The following is a 24,525-nucleotide window of genomic DNA, read 5'->3' on the forward strand; positions in this document are numbered from 1 at the left end:
GACGCACGCCTCGTTGTGGTCGCGGTGCATCGCCTGGATGGCAGAGAGACGACGCTCGGCGAGTGAAATCCTATCGCTCTTCTGAGTCCAGCACGCGAATCTGATCGCCGCGAACAGTCACCGGAATCGGGACCGTCGCTTCGTAGAGTTCGACGGTGACCTGATCCTTGCCTTCGTCGATCCGCTGGACCTGGGCCTTCTCTCCCTTGAACGGGCCGGCGACGAGTTCGACGATGTCGCTCTCGGCGATCCCTTCGACGTCCGGCTTCGGCGAGAGGAAGTGTTCGACCTCCTTGATCGAAGACTTCCCCTGCACGACGCCGTTGGCGTGTGGGATTTCGTCGAGGATCCGGTCGAACACCGAGGCGTCCTCGGCCTCAACCATGACGTAGGAAGTCAACGAGTCCGGAGCGAGGGCGGCATGAACCGCTTCTTCCTCGCGGTTGATGATCATATCCGCGACGGTGCGTTCCTGGCTAGCGGTGGTCTTGACGGCGTAGATGCCCATCAGGCACCACCCGGGAGGACCGTCATGACGACGAAGATGACGAATCCGAGCAGCCCGACCAGCAGGATACCCGCGCCAGCGATCTTCGCGACCTGGCTGAATTCCTGCCAGGAGGGGGTACTCGCGAGCTTGAGCACCCGCACGTATGAGGTAAGATCGTACGGTACGTCCATGCAGTAGCGTTGCAACTCGGGGCTTTTCTATGTATTGATGCCTCTCGACAGCGAACACACACCGATATCGCGCGATCACTGACCGAAGCCGAACGATCCGGTCAGGAGGCAGCCGAACTCTCTCCGGTAGCCGCTCAGCTCTGGGTGCCGTCTCGACCGGCGTTGTCCGACGCTCGGCGATCGGCTACCGGCGTGAATTCCAGGCGCGCACCACCGTCTGAGCTTTCGGTCGCGGCCGCCTCGAATCCGTGTGCCCGGGCGATCTCTTCGACGATCGCCAATCCGAACCCGGTCCCGTCGTCACTCGTCGTGTAGCCGTGGTCGAAGATCGTCGCCCGCTCGTCCGCCGGGATCCCTGGGCCGTCATCAGCAACGTAGAACCCGCCACTGTCGATCGGTCCGACAGTGATCGTGATGGCACCCTCCGTTCCGGACCGACGCTCAGCCCCGGCAGTACCGTGTTCGATGCTGTTTCGAAAACAGTTCTCGAAGAGTCGGACCAACCGATCTGGATCACCATCGATGGTCAACGGATCGGCGATGGCGAGCGTCGCCGGTTCGCTTTCGAATGCCTCCCACGCCTGTCTGGCGACAGTCTCCAGAGAGACAGGTTCGGGGTCGGCCAGTTCCCGGCCCTCGTGAGCCATCGAGAGGAGGTCCTCGACGAGTTCGTCCATCCGCTCCAACGCGTCTGCCGCCCCGGTGATGTGCTCACTGTCGAACTCGACAGCGGCAGCTTCGATGGAGCCACTCGCCACCTGCAGTGGATTCCGAAGATCGTGTGAGATCGTGTGGACCAACCGCTCGAGGCGTTCGTTCTGGCGTCTGAGTTCCCGCTCGTTTTCGACCTGTGTCGTCACGTCGTGAAATGCCAGCACAGCCCCATTGTAGGTGCCGTCGGCGAGTGGTAGCAGTCGGACGTGGATATTGCAGATGCGTGGATCGCCGTCGATGGGATCGATCTGCACCGCCTCACTGACGTGGCGTTCGTATACGTGCTCGGCCTGATCATCGCCCCCATCGTCGCTCTGTAGCGTGGCTTCACCGTCCTCCGCTGCGTTGCCGTCACGCACGTCGCTGGGCTGGTGAGTTGTCTCGTCTCGCTCCCGATCCCCGCGGTCAGCCATGAATGTCCTGACAGCAGTGTCGAACTGCTCGGCAAAGTTTCCCAACAGTGGGTCACCCTGGGTCTGGTAGTCGATCAACGGACGATCGAGAATCCGTCCCTCGGAGCCAACGAGATTGCGACGGGCGGGTTCGTTGGCCCAGGTCACCCGGCCCTCCGCATCGACCGCAAGCAACCAAACCGGAACCCGGTCGACGACTGCTTCGAGTTCCGAGAGTGTCTCTTCGAGTGCCTTGAGTTCGGAGATATCGCGCGATAGACCGAAGGTCCCCACGATATCGCCGTTCTCGTCGTATCGTGGCAGTTTGGTCACCCGGTACCAGGTCACGCCGTCCGGCGTGGCGAGGCGTTCTTCTTTGCCGACGATCAACTCGCCAGTCTGCATGATCCGCTGTTCTTCCTGGTAGCGGTCTCTGGCCTCCGCATCCGGCATATAGTCGAAGTCAGACTTCCCTCGCACGTCCGACCGTGACTCGTCGACTTCCCGGGCTTTCGACTCACTGATCCGAATGAAGCGGCTCTCCTCGTCCTTGAAGTAGACCGTATCGCCCGTATCCAGATGGAGACCGCTCAAGAACTGCTCGAACAGTCGCGCATCACGTCTATCCGCAGCCGAGTGGACCGCCCGCCGGAGCTGATTCGCAATCGCCGCCGGGACAGCGCCCACAGTCGCAGTCGCCCCTCGATCGAGGGCGGTCGTGACGGTCGATGCGTGGTCGTCCGCAGTCACGTAAATCATGGAACGTCGAGCGTCGAAAGGCGCTCAACCGCCCCGAGAGCCTCCTCAAGCGTCCCAGACACGGCCACGACGTCGATCCCCGCGTCGCGGGCGGACGACATCGCCGCCTCCACCGTCGAACTGTACCGAAGATCGATGTCGTGGTCGGACAGTGTCTGCTCGGATGAGACCGGGGAGTCGGGCGTTACCCACAGTGCCGTTACCCGCCCCCGATTGTGCATCATCGATGAGAGGATTTCTGAGGAGTGAACAAAACAGTTTTCGTTTGATAAGGGATCCCGAAGCGACCGAACAGCCACTCGATCGTCGTTCAGACAGTGACTATTCCACGTAGTCGATGTCGTCGCCCATGCGCTGGGCGGCCTTCTCGCGTTCGGCCTCGCTTTTGCCGTAGATCTGTGGACTCTCGACACCCGTGACGACGATCATGGTCTCCATCTCACCCTCGTAGTCGTGGTTGACGGACGCGCCCCAGATGATCCGCGCATCGGGGTCGATCCGATCGTAGATCTCCTCGACGACGCCCTCGGCCTCCTCGATGGACATGTCCGGCCCACCGACGACGTTGACCAGCGCGGAGTTCGCGCCGTCGAACTCGACGTCGAGCAGCGGCGAGCGCAACGCCGAACGGATCGAATCCTGGGCCTTGTTCTCTGAATCGGACTCGCCGAGGCCGATCATCGCGACGCCACCGTTCTCCATGATCGTGCGAACGTCGGCGAAGTCGACGTTGACCAGGCCGGGCTTAGTGATCAGTTCGGTCATGCCTTTGACCGAACGCATCAGGACGCGGTCACAGATCTTGAAGGCGTCCTGCAACGGCATCGACGGAGCATAATCGAGCAGGCGATCGTTCGGCACGACGATGACCGTGTCCGAAACGGATCGGAGGCGTTCCAGGCCGGCGTCCGCGTTGGCCCGCCGTCGCTCGCCTTCAGCCGTAAAGGGAATCGTGACGATCGAGATCGTGAGCGCGCCGGCCTCCTGGGCAGCCTGGGCGATGACGGGCGCCGCACCCGTGCCAGTCCCGCCGCCCAGACCAGCCGTGACGAACACCATGTCAGAGCCGTCGATCGACTGCTGGATGTCCTCCATGTTCTCTTGGGCGGCTTCCTCGCCAATCTTGGGCACCGACCCGGCACCGCGGCCGCCGGTACGCTTCTTGCCGATGAGGATTTTCGTGTCGGCCTTGACCTCATCGGCGAGGTGCTGGGCGTCGGTGTTTGCCGCGACGAGTTTCGCCCCGTGGATGCCTTCTTCCATCATCCGCGTGACCGTGTTGCCGCCAGCACCGCCCGCACCGACGACGGTAATCTTCGTCTCTAAGTCCTCGACGACGTCGGACAGTTCTTCGTCAGTCATCTGCCCCGAGGTCGAAACGTCCTCTGTCGTGGTGTCACTTGTTCCCGGCGGGTTGTCTGCGGGGGGGTCCTCGCGGTCCTCCTCGGCTTCTTCCATAGCGTCGTCGATAATGGAGTCCATATTTAAGTGTCCCGTAGCAGTTCAATACTAATTATCTTTCTCATCGCGTCCGACGGGCGTCAGACGCTACTCGTCCCGAATTTCACCGGTTCGGAGTCACCAATGCTGTCCGACTTGGCCTCACCGGCGACGGGGACACCTATCCGAAGTTCTCGACTTTGGCTTGGCCAGCGTCGCCCCCCGCAGCCTCGATAGCGTCAGTCGCGACATCCAAGAAACCCGCGAAGCCATAGACGAACACCTGCTCGCCGGTGTCACCGGTGATCGCCTCGACAGCGGCCGCGCTGACAGCGCTGTCTTCGGACAAAATGGAGACATCGACGCCTCGATCGTCCAAGGAAGCCAATCGATCGTCGTGAATCGGGTCGTCGTCGCGATAAATCAGGGCGGCTTGCCCGCCGTCTTCGAGGGTTCGTTCGGCGATCCCGATAGCAGGCCCAACGCCGGGGCCCCCCGCGAGGACGACGACGCGGTCCTCGCCCTCGTAGTAGGCGCTGCCGAACGGGCCCGAAACGGCGATCTTGTCGCCAGGTTCGAGCTCGGCAATGTGCGGGCCGAGTGCGCCGTCGTCATCGATCTCGACGGTGATCTCGAAGGTCTCCGTGACGGTCGGCGAGGAGATGGTATAGAAGCGCGGCGCATCGGCGACCGAAGGCAGTGAGAACTTGACGAACTGGCCAGGGGCTGCGTCGAAACCAGCTGGTGTCGCCACGTCGAGTGTGACTGCGTCGGGGCCGACTGTGCGGACGGCACTAACGGTCGTGATCGTTCGATCCATGCGCGGGGGTAAGAGGGGAGTAACCAATGCCATTTGGGGTAGCGGCACCGAAGCCAGCCACCATAGAGCGGCAAAACGCCACGCACACTGCAGGTTGCAGAAGGCTTTTTCTCGGTGGCGGGATAGATCAGACTTACATGGAAAACGATCTCAATTGGGCTATCGGCGGGGAGGCCGGCGACGGGATCGACTCGACGGGCAAGATCTTCGCCCGGGCGCTCTCTCGGGCCGGCCGCCACGTCTTCACGTCCAAGGATTTCGCTTCGCGCATCCGCGGGGGCTATACGGCCTACAAGGTCCGGACAGCCGTCGATCGGGTCGAGAGCGTCGTCGATCGCCTCGACATCCTCATCGCACTGACTGAACGGACCATCGACGAAAATCTCGACGAGCTCCGGACGGGCAGTGTCATCATCTACGATGGCGAGCAGACGACGATGCAGGACGTCGAAATTCCGGAGGACATGATCGGCCTGGAAGTCCCACTCACCGACCTTGCTGAGGGGGCCGGCGGCGCGATCATGCGCAACGTCGTCGCGCTGGGGGCAGCCTGTGAGGTCGCGGACTTCCCGGTAGAGTACCTCGATGAAGCCCTGGTCAAGCGCTTCGGCGAGAAGGGTGAGGCCATCGTCGCCAATAACCGCGAGGCTGCGCGGTTGGGTCGGGATTACGTCCACGAAGAGACGGACTGCACCAGCCAGTTCAGCCTCGAAACGACTGACGAGGACTACGTCCTACTCAACGGCGACGAAGCAATCGGAATGGCCGCTATCGCCGCCGGCTGTCGCTTCTATGCGGGCTATCCGATCACGCCCGCGACCGACATCATGGAGTATCTGACGGGCCGGATCGAGGCCTTTGGCGGCGCGGTCGTCCAGGCCGAGGACGAGCTCTCGGCGATCAACATGGCACTGGGCGCAGCCAGAGCGGGCGCGCGGGCGATGACCGGCACGTCCGGGCCGGGGATCGACCTGATGAGCGAGACCTTCGGCCTCGTTGCCACAAGCGAGACGCCGCTGGTCATCGCGAACGTCATGCGCTCGGGCCCCTCGACGGGGATGCCGACCAAACAAGAGCAGGGTGACCTGAACGCGATGCTCTATGGCGGGCACGGCGAGATCCCGCGGTTCGTCCTCGCGCCGACGACGATCGGAGAGTGTTTCGACCGGACCGTCGAGGCGTTCAACCTCGCCGAGAAATACCAGATCCCTGTCTATCTGACCGCAGACCTCTCGATGGCAGTCACCGAACAGACCTACCCGCCCGAGCGATTCGACATGGACGCGGTAGAGATCGACCGCGGCAAGGTTGTCGAAGGCGACGCGGTCGATGAATGGCTCGACGAGAAGGACCGGTTCCGAGCCCACGCCGCAACCGAGGACGGCGTCAGCCCGCGAGCCCTCCCAGGGACCCCCGAGGCGGCACACATGACGACCGGGCTCGAACACGACGAACTCGGCCGGCGAACCGAGGAAGAGGACGTCCGCGTCGAGCAAGTCCAGAAACGCCAGCGCAAGGTCGAGACCGCCCGCGAGCGCGAGGACTTCGATTATCGGGCGTTCGGCGATTCCGACGCCGAGACGCTCGTGCTCTCCTGGGGCTCGAACGAGGGCGCGATGCGGGAGGCCCTGGAAATCCTCGACGAGCGGGGGATTGACGTCCGGTTCCTCTCGGTACCGTACATCTATCCGCGACCCGACCTGACCGAGGAGGTTCAAGCAGCCAAGACCGTCATCGTCGTCGAGTGTAACGCGACGGGACAGTTCGCCGACCTTATCGAGCACGACACGCTGACGCGGGTCGAACGCGTCACGAAATACACAGGCGTCCGGTTCATGGCCGACGAACTCGCTGAGGAAATCGAATCGGCGATCGCTGGCCAACGCGCCCCACCGGAGGTGAAACGATGAGTTCTGAGACGCACTTCACCGACTTCAAATCCGACAAGCAACCGACCTGGTGTCCCGGGTGTGGCGACTTCGGGACGATGAACGGCATGATGAAAGCCCTCGCCGAGACGGGCAACGATCCCGACAACACGTTCGTCGTCGCCGGGATCGGCTGTTCGGGCAAGATCGGGACGTACATGCACAGCTACGCGCTCCATGGCGTCCACGGCCGCGCCCTCCCGGTCGGCACAGGGGTGAAGCTCGCCAATCCCGATCTGGAAGTGATGGTCGCCGGCGGCGACGGCGACGGCTACTCGATCGGGGTCGGGCACTTCATCCACGCCGTCCGGCGCAATATCGACATCACCTACGTCGTGATGGACAACCGCATCTACGGCCTGACGAAAGGGCAGGCCTCGCCTACCTCGCGGCAGGGCTTCGAGACGGCGACCTCCCCCGACGGCACCACGGAACCCCCGGTCAATCCCCTGGCGCTGGCGCTCGCGGCAGGCGGGACCTTTATCGCCCAGTCCTTTTCCTCGGACTCCCAGCGCCACACCGAACTTGTCAAGCGTGCGGTCGAACACGACGGATTCGGCTTCGTCAACGTGTTCTCGCCCTGTGTGACGTTCAACGACGTCGACACGTATGACTATTTCCGGGACGCCATCGTCAATCTGGATGAGACTGACCACGATCCCGGTAACTATCAGTCCGCCCGCGACAAGATCATGGATCCCGGCACCGAGCACATCGGCGTCCTCTACGAGAGCGAGGAAAGCGTGCCCTTCAGCGACCGCGAGGGCATCGAGGGCAACATGGCCGACATCCCCGACGGCGCGCCCGAACGCGCCGATCGACTGGTCCGGGAATTTTACTGAACGGGTCCTTGTTCTCCAGAAAACGTACTCGGGGAGTATCTGATACGGATTGAATTATAGCCCACAAAACATTTACTCGCCTGCTCTAACCGCGCCAGTATGAGACGAATTTCACTACTACTGATGGGAGTGTTCGTCGGGATGTTGTTTTCCGGCTGTCTATCGGTCGCCACCCCAGCAAGTCCCCACACCGCCACAAGCGGAGACATGCCAGCACTAACCGTTTCCAGTGCCGTTACAGACAGTGACAGCACGTATATGCCAGAAAATAATTCAGTCCGCTACCGCTCCGCCATCATGCAAACGGATGAGGATGGCCGCCCTACTGGGGAGCAAGCTGAGTACAGCGTCGTAGCTTTCGAAACATGGGGGGACAGCGAAGCCGCATCTCTGGCAGCCGAAAGCGTCCGCGAGCAACTCATCGATCAATTACCCGATGCCTTGGAAAGTGTGGACGTACTCGTGAGTCATGATGGGGGTCACCGATCCATCACGGTCGCGTACGTAGTCAGCAAAGACGCCGACGGAGATGTTCTCAGCACACCCGATTTCGGGTTTGAGACACTCGTTAGCAAGACGCCGAGTGAAGTCACCGCGACAGTCTCTCTTGATGGAAACCACTATACAGCAACATACAATGTGACCGTCGAACGAATGGAACTCACGCAAAGCTGAATCAGCCAGTGACGAGTGTCCCAGCGTAGACTATCAGTCCGCACGCGAGAAAATCATCTACCCGAGTACCGAGCACATCGGCGTCCTCTACGAGAGCGAGGAGAGCGTGCCCTTCAGCGACCGCGAGGGCATCGACGACAACATGGCGGACATCCCCGATGGCGCGCCCGAACGCGCCGATCGACTGGACCGAGAATTTTACGGAACCGACCCGGTTTCGGTCGACATCGGCCGTCGGGAACGGCCGATTGCGTACGCGACTGATCCGAGCAGCGCAGTGATGAGCGCCCACAGTGCGGTGATCGCTGGAGCATACAGGTCTGCGTAACTCCCGTACGGAGCCCACCCCACGGTGACGAACAGCGGTGAGAGTAAAATCACCCCGGTGAGTAGCCACTGTACAGACCGCTGTTGAGCGAGCGCGAGCGGGACGAACAGCATCGCCGTGACGACCGCAACCGCACTCCCATACCCCCTTGCCATCGGTCCAAGCGATCCGGCGACTAGCGGGGCCCCGATCAGCGCTACCACCGCGACGGCAACCCCTGCCCGGACGAGCCACCGGGCGTCGATACCGACACCGAGTCGGCCAGTGAGCAACGCATACTGAATTGCGATCAAACCGACCGAGAGCGCGACGAGCGGAGCGAGGATGGACGCACTCAACACGAGCGTGAATGTCGCCCCAGCCAGTCCGAGTGCGAGTCCAGAAGCGACGCCCAGCCCGGCGGTCACGCCGAGGAACGCCAGGAGCCCCCTCGTCGACGCGTCGGCGAACGCCCCACGCAATCGATTACGGAGCGCGAGACAGGCCGCGAGCAGGACCGTTGGAACGGCGACTGTCTCCGGGACAGCTTCGCCTTTCAGCTGTGCGATGTCGAGACCGACTGCGAGTTGGGACGCGACGCTGCTGTGGATACCTCCGTCTTCGGCGAACGTGAGATACCACCCCGGCGAGATAGTTCGATCGAAAGAATCGCTATACGTTCCATCCAACGCGATCGCCGTCTCGTTCAGTCGATGCGCCGCAGGTGCCCGAGCGAGTGTGTCTCCCTGTGGACCGGTGACGACGACCCGGTCGGCGTTGACACCGTACCAGCGACCGTCCTCCCCCTGGGCATGGAAGTAATCAACGACGAGCACGCCGCCAGCGCTTCGGTGGCCCATCCGCGGAACGTCGTAGGTCAAGACGACAGCATTTCCGCGTGCAGTCATCGAGAAATTCCGCGGATCGGATTCGCCCCGGTGACCACGAAGTGCGTCGTCGGCCGCCGACTGCACGGCCGAGGGATCGACGCTCGAATCCGCTCGCGTATCAAGTTTGACAGTCCAGTGTCCCACCCCATCCTTGTCGATGTTAATCGTGACCATCGAGGACTCGACATCGCTCCCGCTCACGACGTCGTCGGTACAGACCTCACAGAGCGGTTGGGGCGGTGGCCGTGCGGCAACGATAACTGAACCGCTCACAAGCACGACGAGCAACAAGAGACAGGCAGCGACCCCCAAATTGCGACGGAAACCCATACGGACCAGACGACAGCACGCTAACAAGAAGCTACTGGTCGATTCGCAAGTTCAGCAGTCGGCGGGCAGTTTCATAGTTCAGTGACCGAACGACAACCCATGGTCGATGAGAACGGTCGGTTACTCGCCGTCGCGCTCGTCGCGATTGGTCTGGCCCTAACGTTCGGGTACAGTCTGTTTGTCAACGGAACCATACTGCTCTGGACGTGGTTTGTCGTCCCGATCATCTTCCTCTATCTCTGCTGGCGGTTCGTCCGGGCACACGAGCGAATCGCCGACGCACTCGAAGGCGAGGCCTGAAATCGGTACCTCGACAGTCACGCCCAGTCATCTAGTCCAGTCTGCACGACCGAGGACTCGATACGCTCGAACCCACGCTCGACCTCGTCCGGATCAACCTCCCACTCCTCGGTGACGAACGAGCGAGCAGCGTCGAGATCTGGCTCGATCGACGTCTCGAAGGAATAGTCGTCAGTGACGGCAGGATCGAGGAACAACTCGCGGATTCGATCGGCGTTCTCGACGTAGACGTCTTCGGCCTCGCTGACGCCCCAGAGGTCGCCGTGCTCCTTGACAGCCTTGACTGCTGTTTTCGGGCCGTAGCCCCGGACGCCCTCGTTGAAGTCCGTTCCACAGAGCAGCGCCACGTCGACCAGTTGCTCCCAGGAGAGGTCGTGTTCGGTAAGGGTGGCCTGGAAGTCCATCAGTTCAGGGTCACCCTTGCTGGTGAGTTGGCGGAGGGTGCGGGGCGCGCCAAAGAGGAGGGCATCGTAGTCCTCGGTGCCGACGTAATCCACGTCTCCCTGTCTGGCCATGTGGGCGGCTTGGCCCTCACCCTCGGCCGGGGCGTCGATGACGGGCACGTCGAGCAACTCAAGCAGGTCCCGCGTGGTCTCCAGAATGACGTCAGTCAATCGCTGGGTTCTTGACTCCAGGCGAGCGACCCTGACCGCATCGCCTTCCTCACGGGCGTCTTCGAGATCGTCCTCGTAGCGTTCGCGTTGTTCACGCCGACGCTGGACCTCGTCGTCCTTGAGGTCCGTGACGGCACCGTCGAACACCATCACCGGTGTGACTTCGTGCTCGAAGAACTTCGGGAGTCCCTGGATGACGCCAACGAGGTTAGCGACCTCGTCGCCCTCGGCCGTCGTGTAGACCGTGTCGTTGGTCCACTTGACCGTCGTCGTGAGATAGCGATACAGCCAGTTGTGCGCGTCGACAGCGACGACCGAGCCGGCCAATTCCTCGAAGGCGATCGACTCGATGGCCGCGATATCCCGGAGATCGGCGTTTCCCATCGCTGCCGATTACGTGCCACGGTGGTTTGAATCCCCCGTCGCTGGCTCGCTGTCCGCATCCGCGGGAGCAGGGACGATCGCCGACAGATCGGCCCCTTCGTGGGACTGGACGAACGCTCGCTGGCGCTCACTCAGGTCGCGGTCACGATAGCTATCGAGTCCGTCGCGATACGTGTTACCGTCACGATCGGCAGCTGTCGAACAGACGAGTTCGGCAAGGCCCGTTCGCTCGCCGGTAAACGCGAGTCCGGCCTTGTAGAAGGCCTCGTAGGCGATCGGATTGTTGACGCCGGCTTTCACCTCGGCGTAGCCTCGATCCTGTGCTCGATCGACGACGAATCGGAGCAGTGCCGAGCCGATGCCCTCGCCACGACGGTCGGCACGGACCGTCACGTACCGGATTCGAAGACAGTCTGCGTCGGTTCGATCCGGGTCGAACGCCGCGGCGGCGACGATCTCGCCATCGTCACGAACGACGGCTTTCCCCGTACTGGAGATGACAAACTTCCCCGCGTAGGCAAAGCGTTCGTGATCGAGGTCGAGTGGCACCTCGGCCGGCGGCCAGGCCAGGATCGCGTACTCCACACCGGCACGAAGCACGCGAGGGCAAAATGATTGTCCCCCCGATCGAAACGGGAACACCCAAGGTGTGGGCCACATTTGCTTGCAACATGGTATCTGTCGCCGCCACACTCCGGAACCGAATCGAGGTCTCCGCCGCGACAGCTATCCTCGCAGCGGGCGATCTGGTGGCCGTCGCTGCGTTCGTCGTGATCGGCTCAGTCGGCGCACATCAAGGCTCGTTGTCGAATATGAGTCAGATGGCTGGGACGGCTGTCCCGTTCCTCGTCGGGTGGCTACTTGCCGCGTTTCTAGGGAGCCTCTACACCGAAGACGCCCGGCGGTCAGTCCTCCGAGCAGTCTCGTGGACCATCCCTGCCTGGATTACGGCAGCGCTGATCGCACAGGTACTCCGTTGGTCGCCACTAACCCCGGATTCGTTCTCAGGAATCTTTTTGCTGATCTCTATCGCCGCGGGCCTAGTGTTGCTCACACCGTGGCGCGGGATCGCAGCCTACTGGTTCAGCGACGGAACATGGCACTGAACTGACTTGACCTCGACGTAGCAAAATGAAGCCGTTCGTCAGCGATACTCTTCGAGTGTGACAGCCACGGACGACTGTACCCAGGCCTTGTGATTCTCGCGGTCGTAAATGACGAACTCGTCGGTGTCGAGACGGAGCGGTGCGTAGCGGTCGCCGGATTGGTGGCGCTGCATGTCGGCCGTATCGTCCGTAGGCTTTGTACTCATGGTAGGTCACAATGGCGGCCTGGCCGCCACGATGTGTCCTCTACACGACAGTTGGTTCCAGAGTTTCATAAACACTCGCTCCAAATTATCACACGGGATAACAGATCGGAGCGAAGACAGACAACAGTTGATATCCTCCCCGCGCTAAAGCGCGAGGTTTTGCGCCTGCTCATCCCATAACACCGAGCCCCCGTAGGAGAACTATCGGCCGATTTTGCAGAGAGTCGCAAGTTCGGTCCCAGGCATCGCCACCGGGTCGGTCCCCAAACAAAGGATCGTCTCGAGTCTGTGCTGAGAGAGGCGACAGATGCCACAAGGAAGTCGGGCGCTGTCGAGTCGACGGTCTAGAGATCAGAGATACGGACCAAGACCGAGTGCCTCGATGAGACTCACGCCGCTGGCAAGCGCGCCAAAGAGGTACCCCGCGATCACGCCCCCGTTCAGCAGTGGGAGTCCGGCGTGGGCACGCCCTTTTAGCACCATTAGCAGGAGGACAGCCAGCCCAACGAAGGTTCCGACCATCGCCGTGACAGCCGGCAGTGCGGTCGTGAATCCACCGATGCCGATCGTCGGGGCCGACGCGGGCGCGAAGAAGGCCGCCGAGGCGACCAGTACCGTCGGAACCACGGCGTCGCCCAGTCCGATGAACAGCGCGTCCCGATCTTCGAAGGACCCGTCATCCGCGTCAGTGTCAGCGTCTTCGCCGTTCTCGACAGCTGTCTCAGTCTCCGCCGAATCGGCACCGTCCATCGGCCCGTCGTCCGCGATAAACGAGTATCCCAGCGTCGTCGGCGCGACCAGCACGACGGGGACGTTGAGGTCCATCACCCCCTCCGCGAGCGTCAGCATGTGTTCGGTGCCATAGACGCTGATCGCGTCGTAGACCGCCAGCACGGTCAATAGGACCAGAGCCGGCAACACCCCGAACGTGATGCCAAACAGGCCAGCTGCACCCGCCCCCATGACTGCACCGGCAATGTCGATCACCCACCACTCCGGATAGACGAGCAACCCGACGCCGATGGCGATCGCGCCCGCCCCCGCAAGGACGTGAACGCCACCGGCGACTGGCAGGGTCACCACCGGCGGGACCAGGATGGAGAACACGAGCCAGGAGATATACACCCCGGTGAGGATGATCAGTCCGCGGATCGCCCACTCGCCGTTGTACCGGAACGCGGCGAGCATCACACCAGTCATCACGAGAATTGCCAGGATGTACAGCAGGCTATTCGTCGGATCCTGCGGGTCTTCGACGGGCTGGAGACCAGCGCCCTTCAGCGGTTCGACCAGCGCCAGCGCGCCGAGTTGCACGGCCAGGAAGATCGCGACGATGATAGAGACGGCGAGCCATAACCCCGGATTCCGATCCATGTCACGGGGCAATCGCGGCGGCGGGAAAAGCGATTCCGTTCGGGCTGACGGTTCCGCTGTGAGCTACCTGATTCAGCGAGAGAGTCCCGCCGTTTTTTTAGGGCGGGCGTGAATCGCGTCCACTTCCACTCCGCTTGCCACGGGTTTAAGCCCGCTGGGGTCGAATTTAAAAGTAACAACTCGGGAAAAGTGGGTGTGGTTTGGCGTTCACCCGTCATCAAAAACGCGAGCCTGCCCGAGTCAGACTCGGACGCGAGTCCAAGTCAGGTGGATGGCACTGTCCGCACGGGCCAAGCAGATACCCAAGCACACCACTCCCTTTCGAGGGACTGACGGCTTGCGTGTAAACCGGAGTACCCCTGAGGGGAATCTTGCCACCGGTGGCGTCGGCCCGTCTGACCCCAAGCGCGTGGAAACCTCGGCGTTTACGCCGAGGAGGATGTCATCGCGCGTACAGCGTCTCGCCGACGATCCTGGGTGGATGGACACCATCGTCGATCGTGACGGCGAGATACGGACGCTCGGCGGGGCCGAAGACGTCCACGACGCGACCGACCGTCTCTAAGGACTCGTCGATGACTTCGGTCCCGATGTCGGGATACGTCTCGTCCTCACACTGGAGGACGGCCACGCCCTGGGCCAGCCCCCGAACCGCGCCGGCCCGGCGCATCACTCGCGGAGCGCGGCGACGTAGGCCGCCACGGCCCCCAGGAGGTCGCTCTTGGTCGCGTCGTCGGCGTCCTTGACGAGCACTCGACCGCGAGTCTCGTACTCCCGCGGATAGGTCTTCTCGCGTTCGATCACCGCGTCGTAGCCCACCTGCTGGACTGCCTGTGCGATCTCGTCGACCGTCGGCTCGGCGACCGCCAGATCCTCAGCGACGCGCCGGCCCTCGCTACGCGTCAACTCGGCGTCCAGAGCGGCCGGCCAGATGACGTTCTCGACCATGCCAAGAGGTCGAAGGTCCAGGGGTAAACGCCTTACTGGTCATGCCTACCGATTCCGGCGACTGTCGGTACCACACCGGCCGCCTCGATCGGTTCGACCAACCGGGCCGCCGAGTCGAAGGGCTCTCCCGGATCGGTCGAACCATCCGGGCGTTCGATGCCGGCGTCCGCGAAGACGGTCTCAAGAAACGCTGCCCGGAGCGACCGGTTCTCGAAACACCCGTGGAGGTACGTCCCGAGTACCCCCTCGTTCGCGGCACTCGTCGGGCCGATCGGCCGGGGAACGTCCGGCGGAACCGTCGTCTCGCCCATGTGGATCTCGTAGCCCGAGACCGAGCCGCTTGCACCCGCGATCGGACCGACACCAGTCACCTCGTATGTCGCCGCTGTCACGCGTTTCTCGCTCGAAAATTCGGTCTCGACCGGGAGCAAACCGAGACCACGAACCGTCCCCGTCTCCGTCGTGCTCTCGACGCCGATATTACTGAGCCGCTCACCGAGCAGTTGATACCCCCCGCAGATCCCGACGATCGGTCCCTCGAAGTCACGGACGGCATCGCCAAGCCGCGCGTCACCCAACGCGAGCAGGTCATCGACAGTGTTCTTCGTCCCCGGGAGGACGAGCGCGTCGGCGTCTCCGAGGCCAGTGTCGAGCGGAAGAAACGTGACGCGGACGCCCGGTTCGCGAGCGAGCGGCGCGAGATCCGCCACGTTCGAGAGGTGCCCCAGTCGCGGGACGCCGACGGTGACCCACTGGTCCGGGGAGACACCATCGCCGTCCCCCCAGGTGCCGCGCTTGCCCTCATCGGGGAGCGACAGGCTATCTTCCTCGGGCAATCCCGGGTCGTCGTGTGGCAAAACGGCGACGACATGGACGCCCGTGCGCTCCTCGATCGCCTGGATCCCGGGTTCGAGCAGGGAGCGATCGCCGCGGAACTTGTTGATCGCAAGCCCGACCACGCGATCCCGGAGATCGTCGGGCAACAGTTCCAGCGTGCCATAGAGACTGGCGAAGACCCCGCCGCGTTCGATGTCGCCGACGAGCAAGATTTCAGCGTCTCCGAAGCGGGCGGTCTCGACGTTTGCCAGATCGCGATCCTGGAGGTTGATCTCGGCGATTGAACCTGCTCCTTCGGCGACGATCACGTCGTGACGAGCGGCGAGTCGGTCGTGGGCCTCGCGGGCGGCCCGTCGAGCGCGATCCCAGTGCTCGTCGTAGTACGCCCCCGCCGAGAAGTGCCCGACTGCTTCGCCCTCGATGATAAGTTGACTCTCGCCGTCCCCTCTCGGTTTGAGCAACACGGGGTTGTGATCGGTCGTCGGTACGACGCCGGCTGCCTGCGCCTGGACGTACTGGGAGATGCCGATCTCGCCGTATGCGTCGGGGTCGCCGCGAGCGGGATCGTTGTCAGCCCCCTCGCCGACGGCCCCGACAGCGTTCGGTTTGAATCCCACCCGGGCGTTATTGGACATGTTCTGGGCCTTGAACGGCGCGACGGAGACCCCTCGATCTGCCAACCGTCGGCAGAGCCCGGCGACGATCGTACTCTTGCCGACGTGGCTGGCCGTGCCGGCGACGAGCAGCGTCACCGCCATGGGCAGTTCCGCCTGGTCATCAGTACTCGGTGCCTTTCCGTGCCGGCTGTCCCGCCTCCAGCGGGTGGACTTGCTTCTCGATGTGGCTCAGCAAGTCGGCCTCACCTTCGAGATACGTCGGGTATTCGTGGCCGCCGGTCAGGACGAGTTCGAGCCCGTCGGGTTTGTCGTCGATCAGCGCCAGCACGTCGTCGGTGTCGATTAGTCCCCGGTTGGCCGCGTAGATTACTTCATCCAGAATCAGCATGTGGACGCCCGCAGTCGGGTCGCCGTCGAGTGCGAAGGGCGTCCTCGGATCGCCCTCGGCCGTGGCCTCGACAATCTCCCGGGCGCGAGCGAGGGCGGCCCGTGCCCTGGCGGCGTGTTCATCGTCATCCGAGCCGTCCATGAAGCCGTGCCAGCCCACGTGACCGGTGTTCTCGATCGTGTAGCCGGGAACCTGCGCGATCGCATTGAATTCCCCGCGGACACCCTCGACCGAGGGAGTCCCGCCTTTCATGAACTGGAGAACGTGGACGCGATAGCCGTGACCGGCCGCGCGCAGGCCCATCCCCAGGGCGGCCGTCGTCTTTCCCTTCCCGTCGCCCCACCAGGCCTGGACGAGGCCGAAGGACTCGGGTGCAGCAGGCTCGATCGGTTCAGTGTCGGGCACCGCCTTCGCGTCGCCCGGCGCTGTCGGTTCATCGGTCGTCGGTTCCTCGTCGTCGTCAGTAGTATGCTGTGTCATCGTGATCGCTCCAGTAGCGTGTCGAAGGCACCACTCGCCGCGTGGACGTGCGCATAGGTTCCCAGCGTCTCGTACTCGGTGAGTCCGTCGCGCCCGTCTGCGATCCCCTCACCGTCGACGCTGAACGCGAGCGTCGCGTCGCTGTCGAGGTTGGCCCGCGAGTAGTGGAACTCGTGGCCCCGCAGGTCCTCGCCGGTGTCCGCCGTCGGCGTCCGTCGATCGGCCGTCAACTGGACGTGCCCAAGCGCCTGATAGCGCTCGCACATCTCGACCGTCGCCGGGAGGACCCCCGCCATGTCGTATCGCTCGCCATCGGTCGTCCGTAGTGACTCCGCGAGCGCCATGAATCCGCCACATTCACCATAGACCGGCACTCCCTCGGCCGCCCGTTCGGCAAGTGCCTCGAGCGTCGGGCTCTCGGCCAGTTGCGGGGCGAACCGCTCCGGGTAGCCGCCCGGCAGATACACCGCGTCTGCCGCCGGGAGGTCGTCACCAGCGACGGGGGAGAAAGTCACGAGGTCGCCATTAGTGTCCAATCGCTCTCGGACAGCCGGATAGACGAACCGGAAGGCCCGATCCCGAGCGATCGCCACCCGCGGTTTCTCAGCGAGCGCGGATTCCTCGTACGGACCGGGATCCGGGGCCGGCTCATCGGCGATCGCTCGAAGGCGGTCCGTTCGAAGGTGTGCCGCTGCGTCGTCGAGCGCGGCCTCGGAGATCGGCGCTTCGTCTCCGAGGTGGAGTCCCAAATGACGGTCCGGGATGTCGAGGTCAGCATCCGGCGGTATCCGGCCACAGTATTCGAGTTCGGCGGGCAATGCCTCCCGGATCGATCGTTCGTGGCTCCCGCCGTGGGCCTGCTGGGCGATCACCCCCGAGACCCGTATGTCCGAGTCCGTTCGGTCGGCGTACGCCAGGAAGCCCAACGCTGTCGCCGCGACGCTCTCGGCCCCGGCGCTGGCGTCGACGACGAGGACAACCGGAAGGTCGAGATCCGCGGCGACGTCGGCGGTACTGCATCGCTGGCCGTCGTAGACGCCCATCACGCCCTCGATCACGCAGATGTCACCCTCGCCGCGGTGGTAGTTCCGCCGCAGTCCGTCCTCACTTTCGAGCCAGGTGTCAAGCGTCCGGGACGGGCGGTCGACCACCGTTTCGTGGTGGCTCGGATCGATGAAGTCCGGGCCCGCTTTGGCCGGCTGGACGGTCAGGCCCTCGTGCTGGAACGCTCGGATGATCGCCAGCGTCGCAACAGTCTTGCCGACGCTCGACGCCGTCCCGCCGACGACGAGGCCCCTCATGGCTCGAACACCGCCGCACCCTCGGTCGTGGCCGCGCCGTGTTCGGCGTCAGCGACGCTCGCCGGTGGCTCGCTATCGTCGTACCGTGACCGGTAACTCGCCGTGATCGCGTCCCGGACGCAGGCTCGCGTGGCCCGGCCGACAGGCGTGGCACTGCCCGTGAACTGTGTTGTCTCGCCCGTCGGATCGCAGGCAACGACGATCGCGTCGCTGGTCGTGCCGGTGAACCCGACCAACTCGAGAAGCGTGGCCGTCCGCGCCTCGGCGGCGACTGCCACGAGATTGGCCATCCCGGCCTCGGTTAGCGACCGCGTGGTACCGACGACGAGGTTGACGGTCCCTGGATCGGGCGGCTCATCCGTCTCCTCGGTCGTCCCACCCGCAGCTCGGCGCTCGTCAGGTTCGAGGGGCAGCGTCGTCGGATTCGAGAGCCCGACAGTCGCAAAGACGGTGACGGGGCCGAGGCGTGCGCCCCTGGCGTGGCGCTGATCGACGCCAGTCAAGAGGACCGGCCCGGCAGTCGCGTCGAACCCGGCACGGTCGAGTCGCCGCGCAACATCCGCCGAAATGTCCTCGGGATCCCAGCTTTTCGGAACCGTGCAGTTGTAAGCCGTCCCATCTCGACAAAAGCCGCCGTCCCAGCCCGTCGAGAGCCATCGTGTGTCGGAGCGTTCGAGTGCCAGGACATCCTCCGAATGCGTCGGATCGAAGTACTCAGACATCCGCGAACACCTCCAGGGCCCGGTCGGTCGCCATCTGATCCCGCACCGCGATCCGGACATGCTTCTCCAGCCCCCGGAATGTCCGGGCGTCCCGAATCGCGACATCGTGTTCGGCAGCGGTCGAAAGCACCGTATCGACGCCCGGCTCACCCACCTCGACAAGCAGGAATGGCGCATCCGATGGGAGAACGTCGAACTGGTCGTTCAAACCCTCTCGCAATCGGTCGCGCTCCTCGCAAATCCTGCGCTGCGTTTCCGCGACGAACGCCGACTGGTGCATGGAGTAGCGCCCGGTCGCGAGCGCGGGGACACTTACGTTCCAGGGCCGTCTCGCGGCACTCATGGCTTCGCCCAGTGGACCGGTCGCCACGGCGAAGCCAGCCCGGATCCCGGGCAAGCCGAACAGTTTCGTCAACGACCGGGCGACCGTGACGCCCGGCGTCCCGGCGAGTGACGTCTGCCCCGTGAACCCCAAGAAGGCCTCGTCGACCAGCAAGTGCGTATCGACTTCACGGCAGCGCCCGGCGAACGCAAGCAAGTCGTCTCGTGCGTACAGCGTCCCCGTGGGGTTGTTTGGATTGCAGATGATCGCCAGTTCGTGTTGGGCTGGATCGGCGGCCAGAATCTCGTCGTGAGGGACGAACGTCGGTTCGGCACCCTGCAGTCGGACCTCGCGGGCGTAGGAACTGAAGCTCGGGGCGGGCACGAGGACGGACTCGCCAGACTCGACGGCGAGATCGACAGTCAACCTGATCGCGGCCAGGCCGCCCGGCATCGGGATGACCTGGTTGGCGTCGCAATCGACGTACTCGGCGGCAGTCTCTCGATAAGCAGTCGGTGGTTCGGCCGGGTAGCGCCGTGCGTCGTCGAGTGCATCCCGGTAGACATCCTCGACGCCGTCGGGCGTCCGAGGGTTGATATTCGCGCTCAGATCCAGCACGTCGGGATCGTCGCTGCTGCCGTGTTCGACGCGCTCGACCCCGCGTGCGTGCTTGCGGTCCATCTCAGATCGCCCCCAGCAATCGATCGTACAGTCGCTCGGTTCGATCCCGGACCGCTTGCAGTTCGATCCCGCGACGGCGGGCCAGCGCGAGCGCGCCGCCCATCCCGACGCCCTCCTTGCCCTCGCCGGCGGCGAACCGCTCGATTCCGGCGTGGCCACAGTCCCCCAGTTCCGGATCGGTCACCGTAAGCGAGAGATCGAGTTCGTCGACGGTTTCGCGGACAGTCGCCGAGGCGTCTGCGGCGACGTAAGCGGTCGTCGCGAGTTCCAGAGGGGCCCCAATCCCGGCGTGGCGGAGCAACGCAGCGGCGGCGAGCATTTGCGTCCCGCCCGCCATTGTCACCGACGCGCCAGCCGACAGTGCGCCCTCGACCACGCCCGCGACGCCTGCCAGGACGGGATCGCCCTGGAGACGGACGGCCCGCCGCGGCTCGCCGACCAGTCCGTCCGGCTCGATTTCGCTCGCGTCGAATCCCGCTCGAACAGCGCCGCGCTTTCGCTCGACTGGATTCTGGGGTAACGAGGAAGAGACTGAGAGATCGACGCCGAGTGCTCGGGCAACCCCAAGCGAAGTCGTGGTCCCGCCAGGAATCGTCTCGCCGACGTATATCCGATCGCTGGACGCATCGGCGAGTTCTTTCCCGGCTTCTCTCCCGCGCTCCCAGATCGCATCGGCCTCCGGCACCGGAACCCCCGTCCGCACGTCGCCACCGGGTTGTTCAGCTATGGTCGTCGTGTCGATCCCGGGGTCGGTCGCGAGTCCGGCGTCGATCACCCTGGCGTCGAACCCGTCGAGGTCGCGAACCGCTCGCGTCACCAGCGCCGGCGTGGGACAGCCGGCCGGGCTAACTGGCACGGCCGGCGCGTCGATGGGCTCACCTTCGATGAGGAGTTCCGCGTCGGCCGTCGGGGTCGTCGCCATCGCTTCGGGGTCGGCCCCAGCGGCGCTAATTCCCTCAATCCGTGCCGTCTCGGTCGTTCCGGCGACAAGAACGAACGTCACAGGAACACCTCCGAGCGGAGGAGGGCCGCCGCGACCTGTGCATCCCGCGCGTGGTTGACGTTCACCGCGAGGCGTGGCTTCTCGAAGACGACCCGTCGGTCACGATCGCTCGCCGCGATCACGTTGAGGCCCGACGGGACGAGGTCAGAAGCGTCCGCAGCGATCGTCGTGTCGATGCTCGCACCGAGACGGCGTTTCAGGGCCGCCGGAACACACGCTGTCATCGAATTACCTTCGTGAGAATCGAGTATGGAATCGACCGTTTCACCCGAAAGCAACGGGAGATCGGCGGCGACAGTCAGCACCGGGCGCTCGACCCGGTTGAGGGCGTATTGCAGGTCCGCAACGTAGCCGTCGCCGGGCGTATCGATCGTCGGCAGCGCGATGTGTTCGCGGGTGCGTGGGGCGTTCGGTGACGTGACGGCATAGGTCTGGTCGACCGAACTCGTTTCGAGTGCGTTGGCGACGCGATCCACCAGCGGCCGTCCGACGATCTCGACGAGCGGTTTCTCGGGCTCCAGCTCCAGTCGAGTTCCCCGACCGCCACACATCAGCAGAGCGTCCACACGATCACCCCCGCGTGCAGTGCGACGAGGCGAGCGATCTCGGCGGTCGCGCCCAGGACGTCCCCGTCGACGCCACCGAGCTCCCGGTTAGCCCACACAATGATCGGTCCGGCACATGCAACGGCCGCAACAAGCGCGACGGCGGCCGACGGCTCGGGCCACGTCAGGGCAGCTGCGGGAAGGGCGACGACGACCGGCCCGAGCGCATTCTGTGGGCCGAGACGGTCGGTAAACTGCGCGCCCAGGCCGTCGTGGGTAGCTGACCCGAAACAGGCCGCCAGCGCGACGGCGCACTTCGCCCCGACGTCAGCAGCGACGACGAGCAGCACGGCCCGACCCGGCAGTCGAGCCAGCGCATATCCGGCTGTGGCCAGTCCGACGAAGACCAGCCCGACCGCTGCGACCGCGCCGACGCCGACAGTCGTATCCGAAAGTACCTCGCGGCGGCGCTCTCGATCGCCGTGGACGACCGCCGCGTCACCGAGGTCGGCCACGCCATCGAGGTGGTTGATCCCGGTGAGGACGTACAGCCAAGCCACGAAGCCAAACGCGGCGGTGGCGGGTGGCACCGGCGCGAGAAGCGCAAGCGCCGCAAGGCCGCCGATAAGATAGCCGACCAACGGGAACGTTGCCGGGCGGGCACGGAACGCGTGCCAGGCTGTCTCGTCATGCCCGATCGGGAGGCGCGTTAGAAAGCCCACCGCGCCACGGACGGCGTTCAGCATTGTGCCACCCCCGCGACCATGAGCAGGGGAACGTCCGACGCGAGCGGCACAGCCACGAGACTGACCGACACAAGCCCCGCGATCACACCGGCGATTCCAACGACACGGATCGCCGCAGTTGCGACCTCCGTGTTCGGAAGGGGCGCGTCCGGATTCAGGACGTACGCGCCCGGTTTCTCGAGGCGGATGTCGAGGATGACGGCGAGCGTGGCCATCGGCCACCCGGAGTTCGGCGACGATGGCCGGTCACGGAAGTCACGAGCACGCCACAACGCGCCGGGATTGCGCCCGGCTATCGCCAGCAACACCGCAGTTACCCGCGCCGGGACCCACATCACGAGGTCATCAAGCCGGGCACTCGCCCAGCCGATCGGCTTCTCGCGATAGCCAAGCATCGAATCCAGCGTGTTGACGGCCTTCACCCAGACGGCCGCTCCAATCCCAACTGAGAGCGACAGCTGTGCACCAACGACGAAGGCCCCCAGCGGCGCAACAAATCCGTCGGCGAGGTTCTCCGCGAGACTCTCGACGGCACCGCTTCGAATCTGGGTCGGAGCGAGGGGTTCGGGGTTTCGACCCACGAGGGCAGGAAGTTGCTCACGGGCTCGTTCCGGGTCAGTCTCGCTCGCCTCGAGTACCGCTCGTGCGTTCTCCAACAAGCGACGGAGGCTTATCGAGCTGAACAGGAGCAAACCGGCGAGGACCACCGCCGCGAGTGAGGGCAGGAAAGCGACTGCGAGCCAGGCTACGGTGGCCACACTTGCGGGGGCGATCACGGCGACCAATACCCCAACGAGTCGCGAGGTCGACCACCAACGATCGAGAACGGAAATCGCCCGGCCGAAGAGCGCGACCGGATGAATCGCTTCGGGTGGTTCCCCGATCGCTGCGTCAAGTAGCACGGCTATCAGGACGGTGACCGGCGGCTCGACGCGGACCGACAGCGCGCCGAGGGCCACCGTCTCAGCCATCGACCTATCGACGCCGTGCAACGACGCCGGCACTGACGAGCGCGGTGATCGCCCCGATGACACCGAATCCGGGGCCGCTGGTCGTCGTCGGTTCGGTCGTTGTCCCCATCGTCTGGTTGGACTGGAACGTGACGTTACCGTCGATGGTGGTCGTGTCGGTAGCTGTGTCCGTCGCCGTCGCAGTTGTCGTTTCGGTGGCGGTCGTGGTCACGGCGTTCGCGTCACAGACCGATGCGGACACAGACGCCGGGTCGACGGTGACGTCAGCAGTCGCATCCGAGTGGAACGCCGTCGCCATCTGCTGGAGTGGCTGGGTCACGCGTGGCCCCGCCTGGTTCATGTAGTTCCGGTTAACCTGGAGGACCTGGTCCTCCTGAATCGCGGTGGTTTGGTTGATTTCAGGGCCGGACGGAACGGATCCGCCCGAGGGAACGACGATCCAGTCAGGATCCTCGTCGACGATCACTTCGTTGCTGATGACGTCGTAACCGCTGATGTTGGCTGCGCTCGCGACGTTCTCCCCACCTGCGGCCTCAATCACGTCACCGATGAAGGTCTGGGAACCGGCCGTGTACCCGCCGCCCAGCGCGTAGAGAACTTTCGGCTGTTCCTCGTCGGCTGTCGCGTTCCGGTATGCGTCGAGGGTCGCCTGCGTCCGGGCACTGACCTCGCGGGCGGTCTCGTATTCACCCACGAGGCGGCCTGTCAATTGGGTCTTTTCGACGACGTCAGCGACCGACGCTGCCTGAGCGAACCGATAGACGGTGATGTCCGCGTTCCGGAGTTTCTCGACGGCGTCTTCGCTAATAATGTTGGGCGCGAGGACGAGATCGGGATCGAGACCGACGATCGTCTCAGTCTCTGGTTGGCCCTTCTGACCGACGACGTTTTCCTTCTCGGTCGAGCCGTTCAGGTACTCCGTGTAGTACCGGACGGGCATCCCGACAACCTTGTCCTGGGCACCGATTTCCCACATCACCTGTGCGGCACTCGGCGCAAGCACAACCACATCCTCGGGTTCTTGCGCGACGGATACTGTCGCCCCAGTGGCGTCAGTCACCTCGATCGGGTACGTGCAATTGACGGTCGTTTCTGAGCCAGTGGCCTGGCCGGCGGCGGGACCGAGCGCCGTACCGCCCAGGCTGGCGATCAATACGACTGCGAGCAAGACACTGCCGACAGTTCGCTTCATGTACTCCCGG

28 protein-coding genes are annotated in these 24,525 nt (G+C 64.1%); 5 read left to right on the forward strand and 23 right to left on the reverse strand.

What is annotated here, in order from left to right; all coding sequences use genetic code 11:
* Positions 1 to 70: 70 nt before the first annotated feature.
* The 6 genes from HZR20_RS01670 to HZR20_RS01695 all read right to left on the reverse strand — a co-directional run bounded on the left by HZR20_RS01670 (position 71) and on the right by HZR20_RS01695 (position 4,806).
* Entirely contained in the window at positions 71 to 508 is a 438-nt protein-coding gene (locus tag HZR20_RS01670) for a transcription elongation factor Spt5 (RefSeq protein WP_181684863.1), read from the reverse strand.
* Positions 508 to 681: a protein translocase SEC61 complex subunit gamma gene (locus tag HZR20_RS01675; protein ID WP_181684864.1), complete on the reverse strand. Its 174-nt coding sequence runs from the start codon at positions 679 to 681 to the stop codon at positions 508 to 510. The genes HZR20_RS01670 and HZR20_RS01675 overlap by 1 nt, the downstream gene beginning before the upstream one ends.
* A 134-nt stretch (positions 682 to 815) precedes the next feature.
* Positions 816 to 2,537, reverse strand: coding sequence for a sensor histidine kinase (locus HZR20_RS01680; RefSeq protein ID WP_181684865.1), 1,722 nt, complete (start codon positions 2,535 to 2,537; stop codon positions 816 to 818).
* Between the two features lie 5 nt (positions 2,538 to 2,542).
* Entirely contained in the window at positions 2,543 to 2,770 is a 228-nt protein-coding gene (locus HZR20_RS01685; RefSeq protein WP_220132602.1) for a hypothetical protein, read from the reverse strand.
* Positions 2,771 to 2,867: 97 nt separating this feature from the next.
* Positions 2,868 to 4,028, reverse strand: a complete 1,161-nt coding sequence (gene ftsZ / locus HZR20_RS01690) for a cell division protein FtsZ (RefSeq protein ID WP_181684867.1) — start codon at positions 4,026 to 4,028, stop codon at positions 2,868 to 2,870.
* A gap of 139 nt (positions 4,029 to 4,167) precedes the next feature.
* Entirely contained in the window at positions 4,168 to 4,806 is a 639-nt protein-coding gene (locus HZR20_RS01695) for an FAD-dependent oxidoreductase (protein ID WP_181684868.1), read from the reverse strand.
* Positions 4,807 to 4,943: 137 nt separating this feature from the next.
* Here HZR20_RS01695 and HZR20_RS01700 point away from each other — a divergent pair, with 137 nt between their 5' ends.
* The 3 genes from HZR20_RS01700 (at position 4,944) to HZR20_RS01710 (ending at position 8,251) form a co-directional block, all read left to right on the forward strand.
* Complete coding sequence (locus HZR20_RS01700; protein WP_181684869.1) at positions 4,944 to 6,716, forward strand: 2-oxoacid:acceptor oxidoreductase subunit alpha; 1,773 nt, start codon at positions 4,944 to 4,946, stop codon at positions 6,714 to 6,716.
* Positions 6,713 to 7,576, forward strand: a complete 864-nt coding sequence (locus HZR20_RS01705; RefSeq protein ID WP_181684870.1) for a 2-oxoacid:ferredoxin oxidoreductase subunit beta — start codon at positions 6,713 to 6,715, stop codon at positions 7,574 to 7,576. Before HZR20_RS01700 ends, HZR20_RS01705 begins: the two co-directional genes overlap by 4 nt.
* A gap of 297 nt (positions 7,577 to 7,873) precedes the next feature.
* Positions 7,874 to 8,251, forward strand: a complete 378-nt coding sequence (locus HZR20_RS01710; RefSeq protein ID WP_220132603.1) for a hypothetical protein — start codon at positions 7,874 to 7,876, stop codon at positions 8,249 to 8,251.
* A gap of 198 nt (positions 8,252 to 8,449) precedes the next feature.
* Here the strand turns inward: HZR20_RS01710 and HZR20_RS01715 are convergent, their stop codons facing one another.
* Positions 8,450 to 9,778, reverse strand: a complete 1,329-nt coding sequence (locus HZR20_RS01715; protein WP_181684872.1) for a hypothetical protein — start codon at positions 9,776 to 9,778, stop codon at positions 8,450 to 8,452.
* A 99-nt stretch (positions 9,779 to 9,877) separates the two neighbouring features.
* Here HZR20_RS01715 and HZR20_RS01720 point away from each other — a divergent pair, with 99 nt between their 5' ends.
* Entirely contained in the window at positions 9,878 to 10,078 is a 201-nt protein-coding gene (locus HZR20_RS01720; protein WP_181684873.1) for a hypothetical protein, read from the forward strand.
* A gap of 17 nt (positions 10,079 to 10,095) precedes the next feature.
* On the opposite strand, the gene fen is transcribed toward HZR20_RS01720, so the two are convergent.
* Complete coding sequence (gene fen, locus HZR20_RS01725; protein WP_181684874.1) at positions 10,096 to 11,076, reverse strand: flap endonuclease-1; 981 nt, start codon at positions 11,074 to 11,076, stop codon at positions 10,096 to 10,098.
* Positions 11,077 to 11,085: 9 nt separating this feature from the next.
* Complete coding sequence (locus tag HZR20_RS01730; RefSeq protein WP_309484875.1) at positions 11,086 to 11,661, reverse strand: GNAT family N-acetyltransferase; 576 nt, start codon at positions 11,659 to 11,661, stop codon at positions 11,086 to 11,088.
* An 86-nt stretch (positions 11,662 to 11,747) separates the two neighbouring features.
* On the opposite strand from HZR20_RS01730, the gene HZR20_RS01735 reads away from it, so the two are divergent.
* Positions 11,748 to 12,182, forward strand: coding sequence for a DUF3054 domain-containing protein (locus HZR20_RS01735; protein WP_181684876.1), 435 nt, complete (start codon positions 11,748 to 11,750; stop codon positions 12,180 to 12,182).
* 38 nt (positions 12,183 to 12,220) lie between these two features.
* On the opposite strand, the gene HZR20_RS01740 is transcribed toward HZR20_RS01735, so the two are convergent.
* From HZR20_RS01740 to HZR20_RS01805, 14 genes are all read right to left on the reverse strand, one after another.
* Positions 12,221 to 12,388 carry a DUF7331 family protein gene (locus HZR20_RS01740; RefSeq protein ID WP_181684877.1) on the reverse strand — a complete coding sequence of 56 codons (168 nt, stop codon included), beginning with the start codon at positions 12,386 to 12,388 and terminating at the stop codon, positions 12,221 to 12,223.
* A gap of 351 nt (positions 12,389 to 12,739) precedes the next feature.
* Entirely contained in the window at positions 12,740 to 13,762 is a 1,023-nt protein-coding gene (locus tag HZR20_RS01745; protein ID WP_181684878.1) for a presenilin family intramembrane aspartyl protease PSH, read from the reverse strand.
* 442 nt (positions 13,763 to 14,204) lie between these two features.
* Positions 14,205 to 14,432 carry an H/ACA ribonucleoprotein complex subunit GAR1 gene (locus HZR20_RS01750; RefSeq protein WP_181684879.1) on the reverse strand — a complete coding sequence of 76 codons (228 nt, stop codon included), beginning with the start codon at positions 14,430 to 14,432 and terminating at the stop codon, positions 14,205 to 14,207.
* The gene (gene srp19, locus HZR20_RS01755; protein WP_181684880.1) at positions 14,432 to 14,710 is read right to left on the reverse strand and encodes a signal recognition particle subunit SRP19; all 279 of its coding nucleotides are present in this window, start codon (positions 14,708 to 14,710) and stop codon (positions 14,432 to 14,434) included. The genes HZR20_RS01750 and srp19 overlap by 1 nt, the downstream gene beginning before the upstream one ends.
* Before the next feature lie 32 nt (positions 14,711 to 14,742).
* Positions 14,743 to 16,305: a cobyric acid synthase gene (locus HZR20_RS01760; RefSeq protein WP_181684881.1), complete on the reverse strand. Its 1,563-nt coding sequence runs from the start codon at positions 16,303 to 16,305 to the stop codon at positions 14,743 to 14,745.
* A gap of 19 nt (positions 16,306 to 16,324) precedes the next feature.
* A complete protein-coding gene (locus HZR20_RS01765; RefSeq protein ID WP_181684882.1) occupies positions 16,325 to 17,032 on the reverse strand; it encodes a cob(I)yrinic acid a,c-diamide adenosyltransferase in 708 nt (235 codons plus the stop codon).
* On the reverse strand, positions 17,029 to 18,333 hold the full coding sequence (locus HZR20_RS01770) for a cobyrinic acid a,c-diamide synthase (protein WP_181684883.1): 1,305 nt from the start codon (positions 18,331 to 18,333) through the stop codon (positions 17,029 to 17,031). The genes HZR20_RS01765 and HZR20_RS01770 overlap by 4 nt, the downstream gene beginning before the upstream one ends.
* Positions 18,330 to 19,055: an adenosylcobinamide amidohydrolase gene (locus tag HZR20_RS01775; RefSeq protein WP_181684884.1), complete on the reverse strand. Its 726-nt coding sequence runs from the start codon at positions 19,053 to 19,055 to the stop codon at positions 18,330 to 18,332. Before HZR20_RS01775 ends, HZR20_RS01770 begins: the two co-directional genes overlap by 4 nt.
* Positions 19,048 to 20,058, reverse strand: a complete 1,011-nt coding sequence (locus HZR20_RS01780) for a threonine-phosphate decarboxylase (protein ID WP_181684885.1) — start codon at positions 20,056 to 20,058, stop codon at positions 19,048 to 19,050. Before HZR20_RS01780 ends, HZR20_RS01775 begins: the two co-directional genes overlap by 8 nt.
* Before the next feature lies 1 nt (position 20,059).
* The gene (gene cobT, locus HZR20_RS01785) at positions 20,060 to 21,061 is read right to left on the reverse strand and encodes a nicotinate mononucleotide-dependent phosphoribosyltransferase CobT (RefSeq protein WP_181684886.1); all 1,002 of its coding nucleotides are present in this window, start codon (positions 21,059 to 21,061) and stop codon (positions 20,060 to 20,062) included.
* Positions 21,058 to 21,612, reverse strand: a complete 555-nt coding sequence (locus tag HZR20_RS01790; protein WP_181685060.1) for an NTP transferase domain-containing protein — start codon at positions 21,610 to 21,612, stop codon at positions 21,058 to 21,060. Before HZR20_RS01790 ends, cobT begins: the two co-directional genes overlap by 4 nt.
* The gene (cobS, locus tag HZR20_RS01795; RefSeq protein WP_181684887.1) at positions 21,612 to 22,352 is read right to left on the reverse strand and encodes an adenosylcobinamide-GDP ribazoletransferase; all 741 of its coding nucleotides are present in this window, start codon (positions 22,350 to 22,352) and stop codon (positions 21,612 to 21,614) included. Before cobS ends, HZR20_RS01790 begins: the two co-directional genes overlap by 1 nt.
* A complete protein-coding gene (gene cbiB, locus HZR20_RS01800; RefSeq protein ID WP_181684888.1) occupies positions 22,346 to 23,323 on the reverse strand; it encodes an adenosylcobinamide-phosphate synthase CbiB in 978 nt (325 codons plus the stop codon). The genes cobS and cbiB overlap by 7 nt, the downstream gene beginning before the upstream one ends.
* 4 nt (positions 23,324 to 23,327) lie before the next feature.
* A complete protein-coding gene (locus HZR20_RS01805; RefSeq protein ID WP_181684889.1) occupies positions 23,328 to 24,515 on the reverse strand; it encodes a PGF-CTERM-anchored ABC transporter substrate-binding protein in 1,188 nt (395 codons plus the stop codon).
* Positions 24,516 to 24,525: the final 10 nt, after the last annotated feature.

Source organism: Halorhabdus salina (assembly GCF_013839425.1).
In the GTDB taxonomy this organism is placed as follows: domain Archaea; phylum Halobacteriota; class Halobacteria; order Halobacteriales; family Haloarculaceae; genus Halorhabdus; species Halorhabdus salina.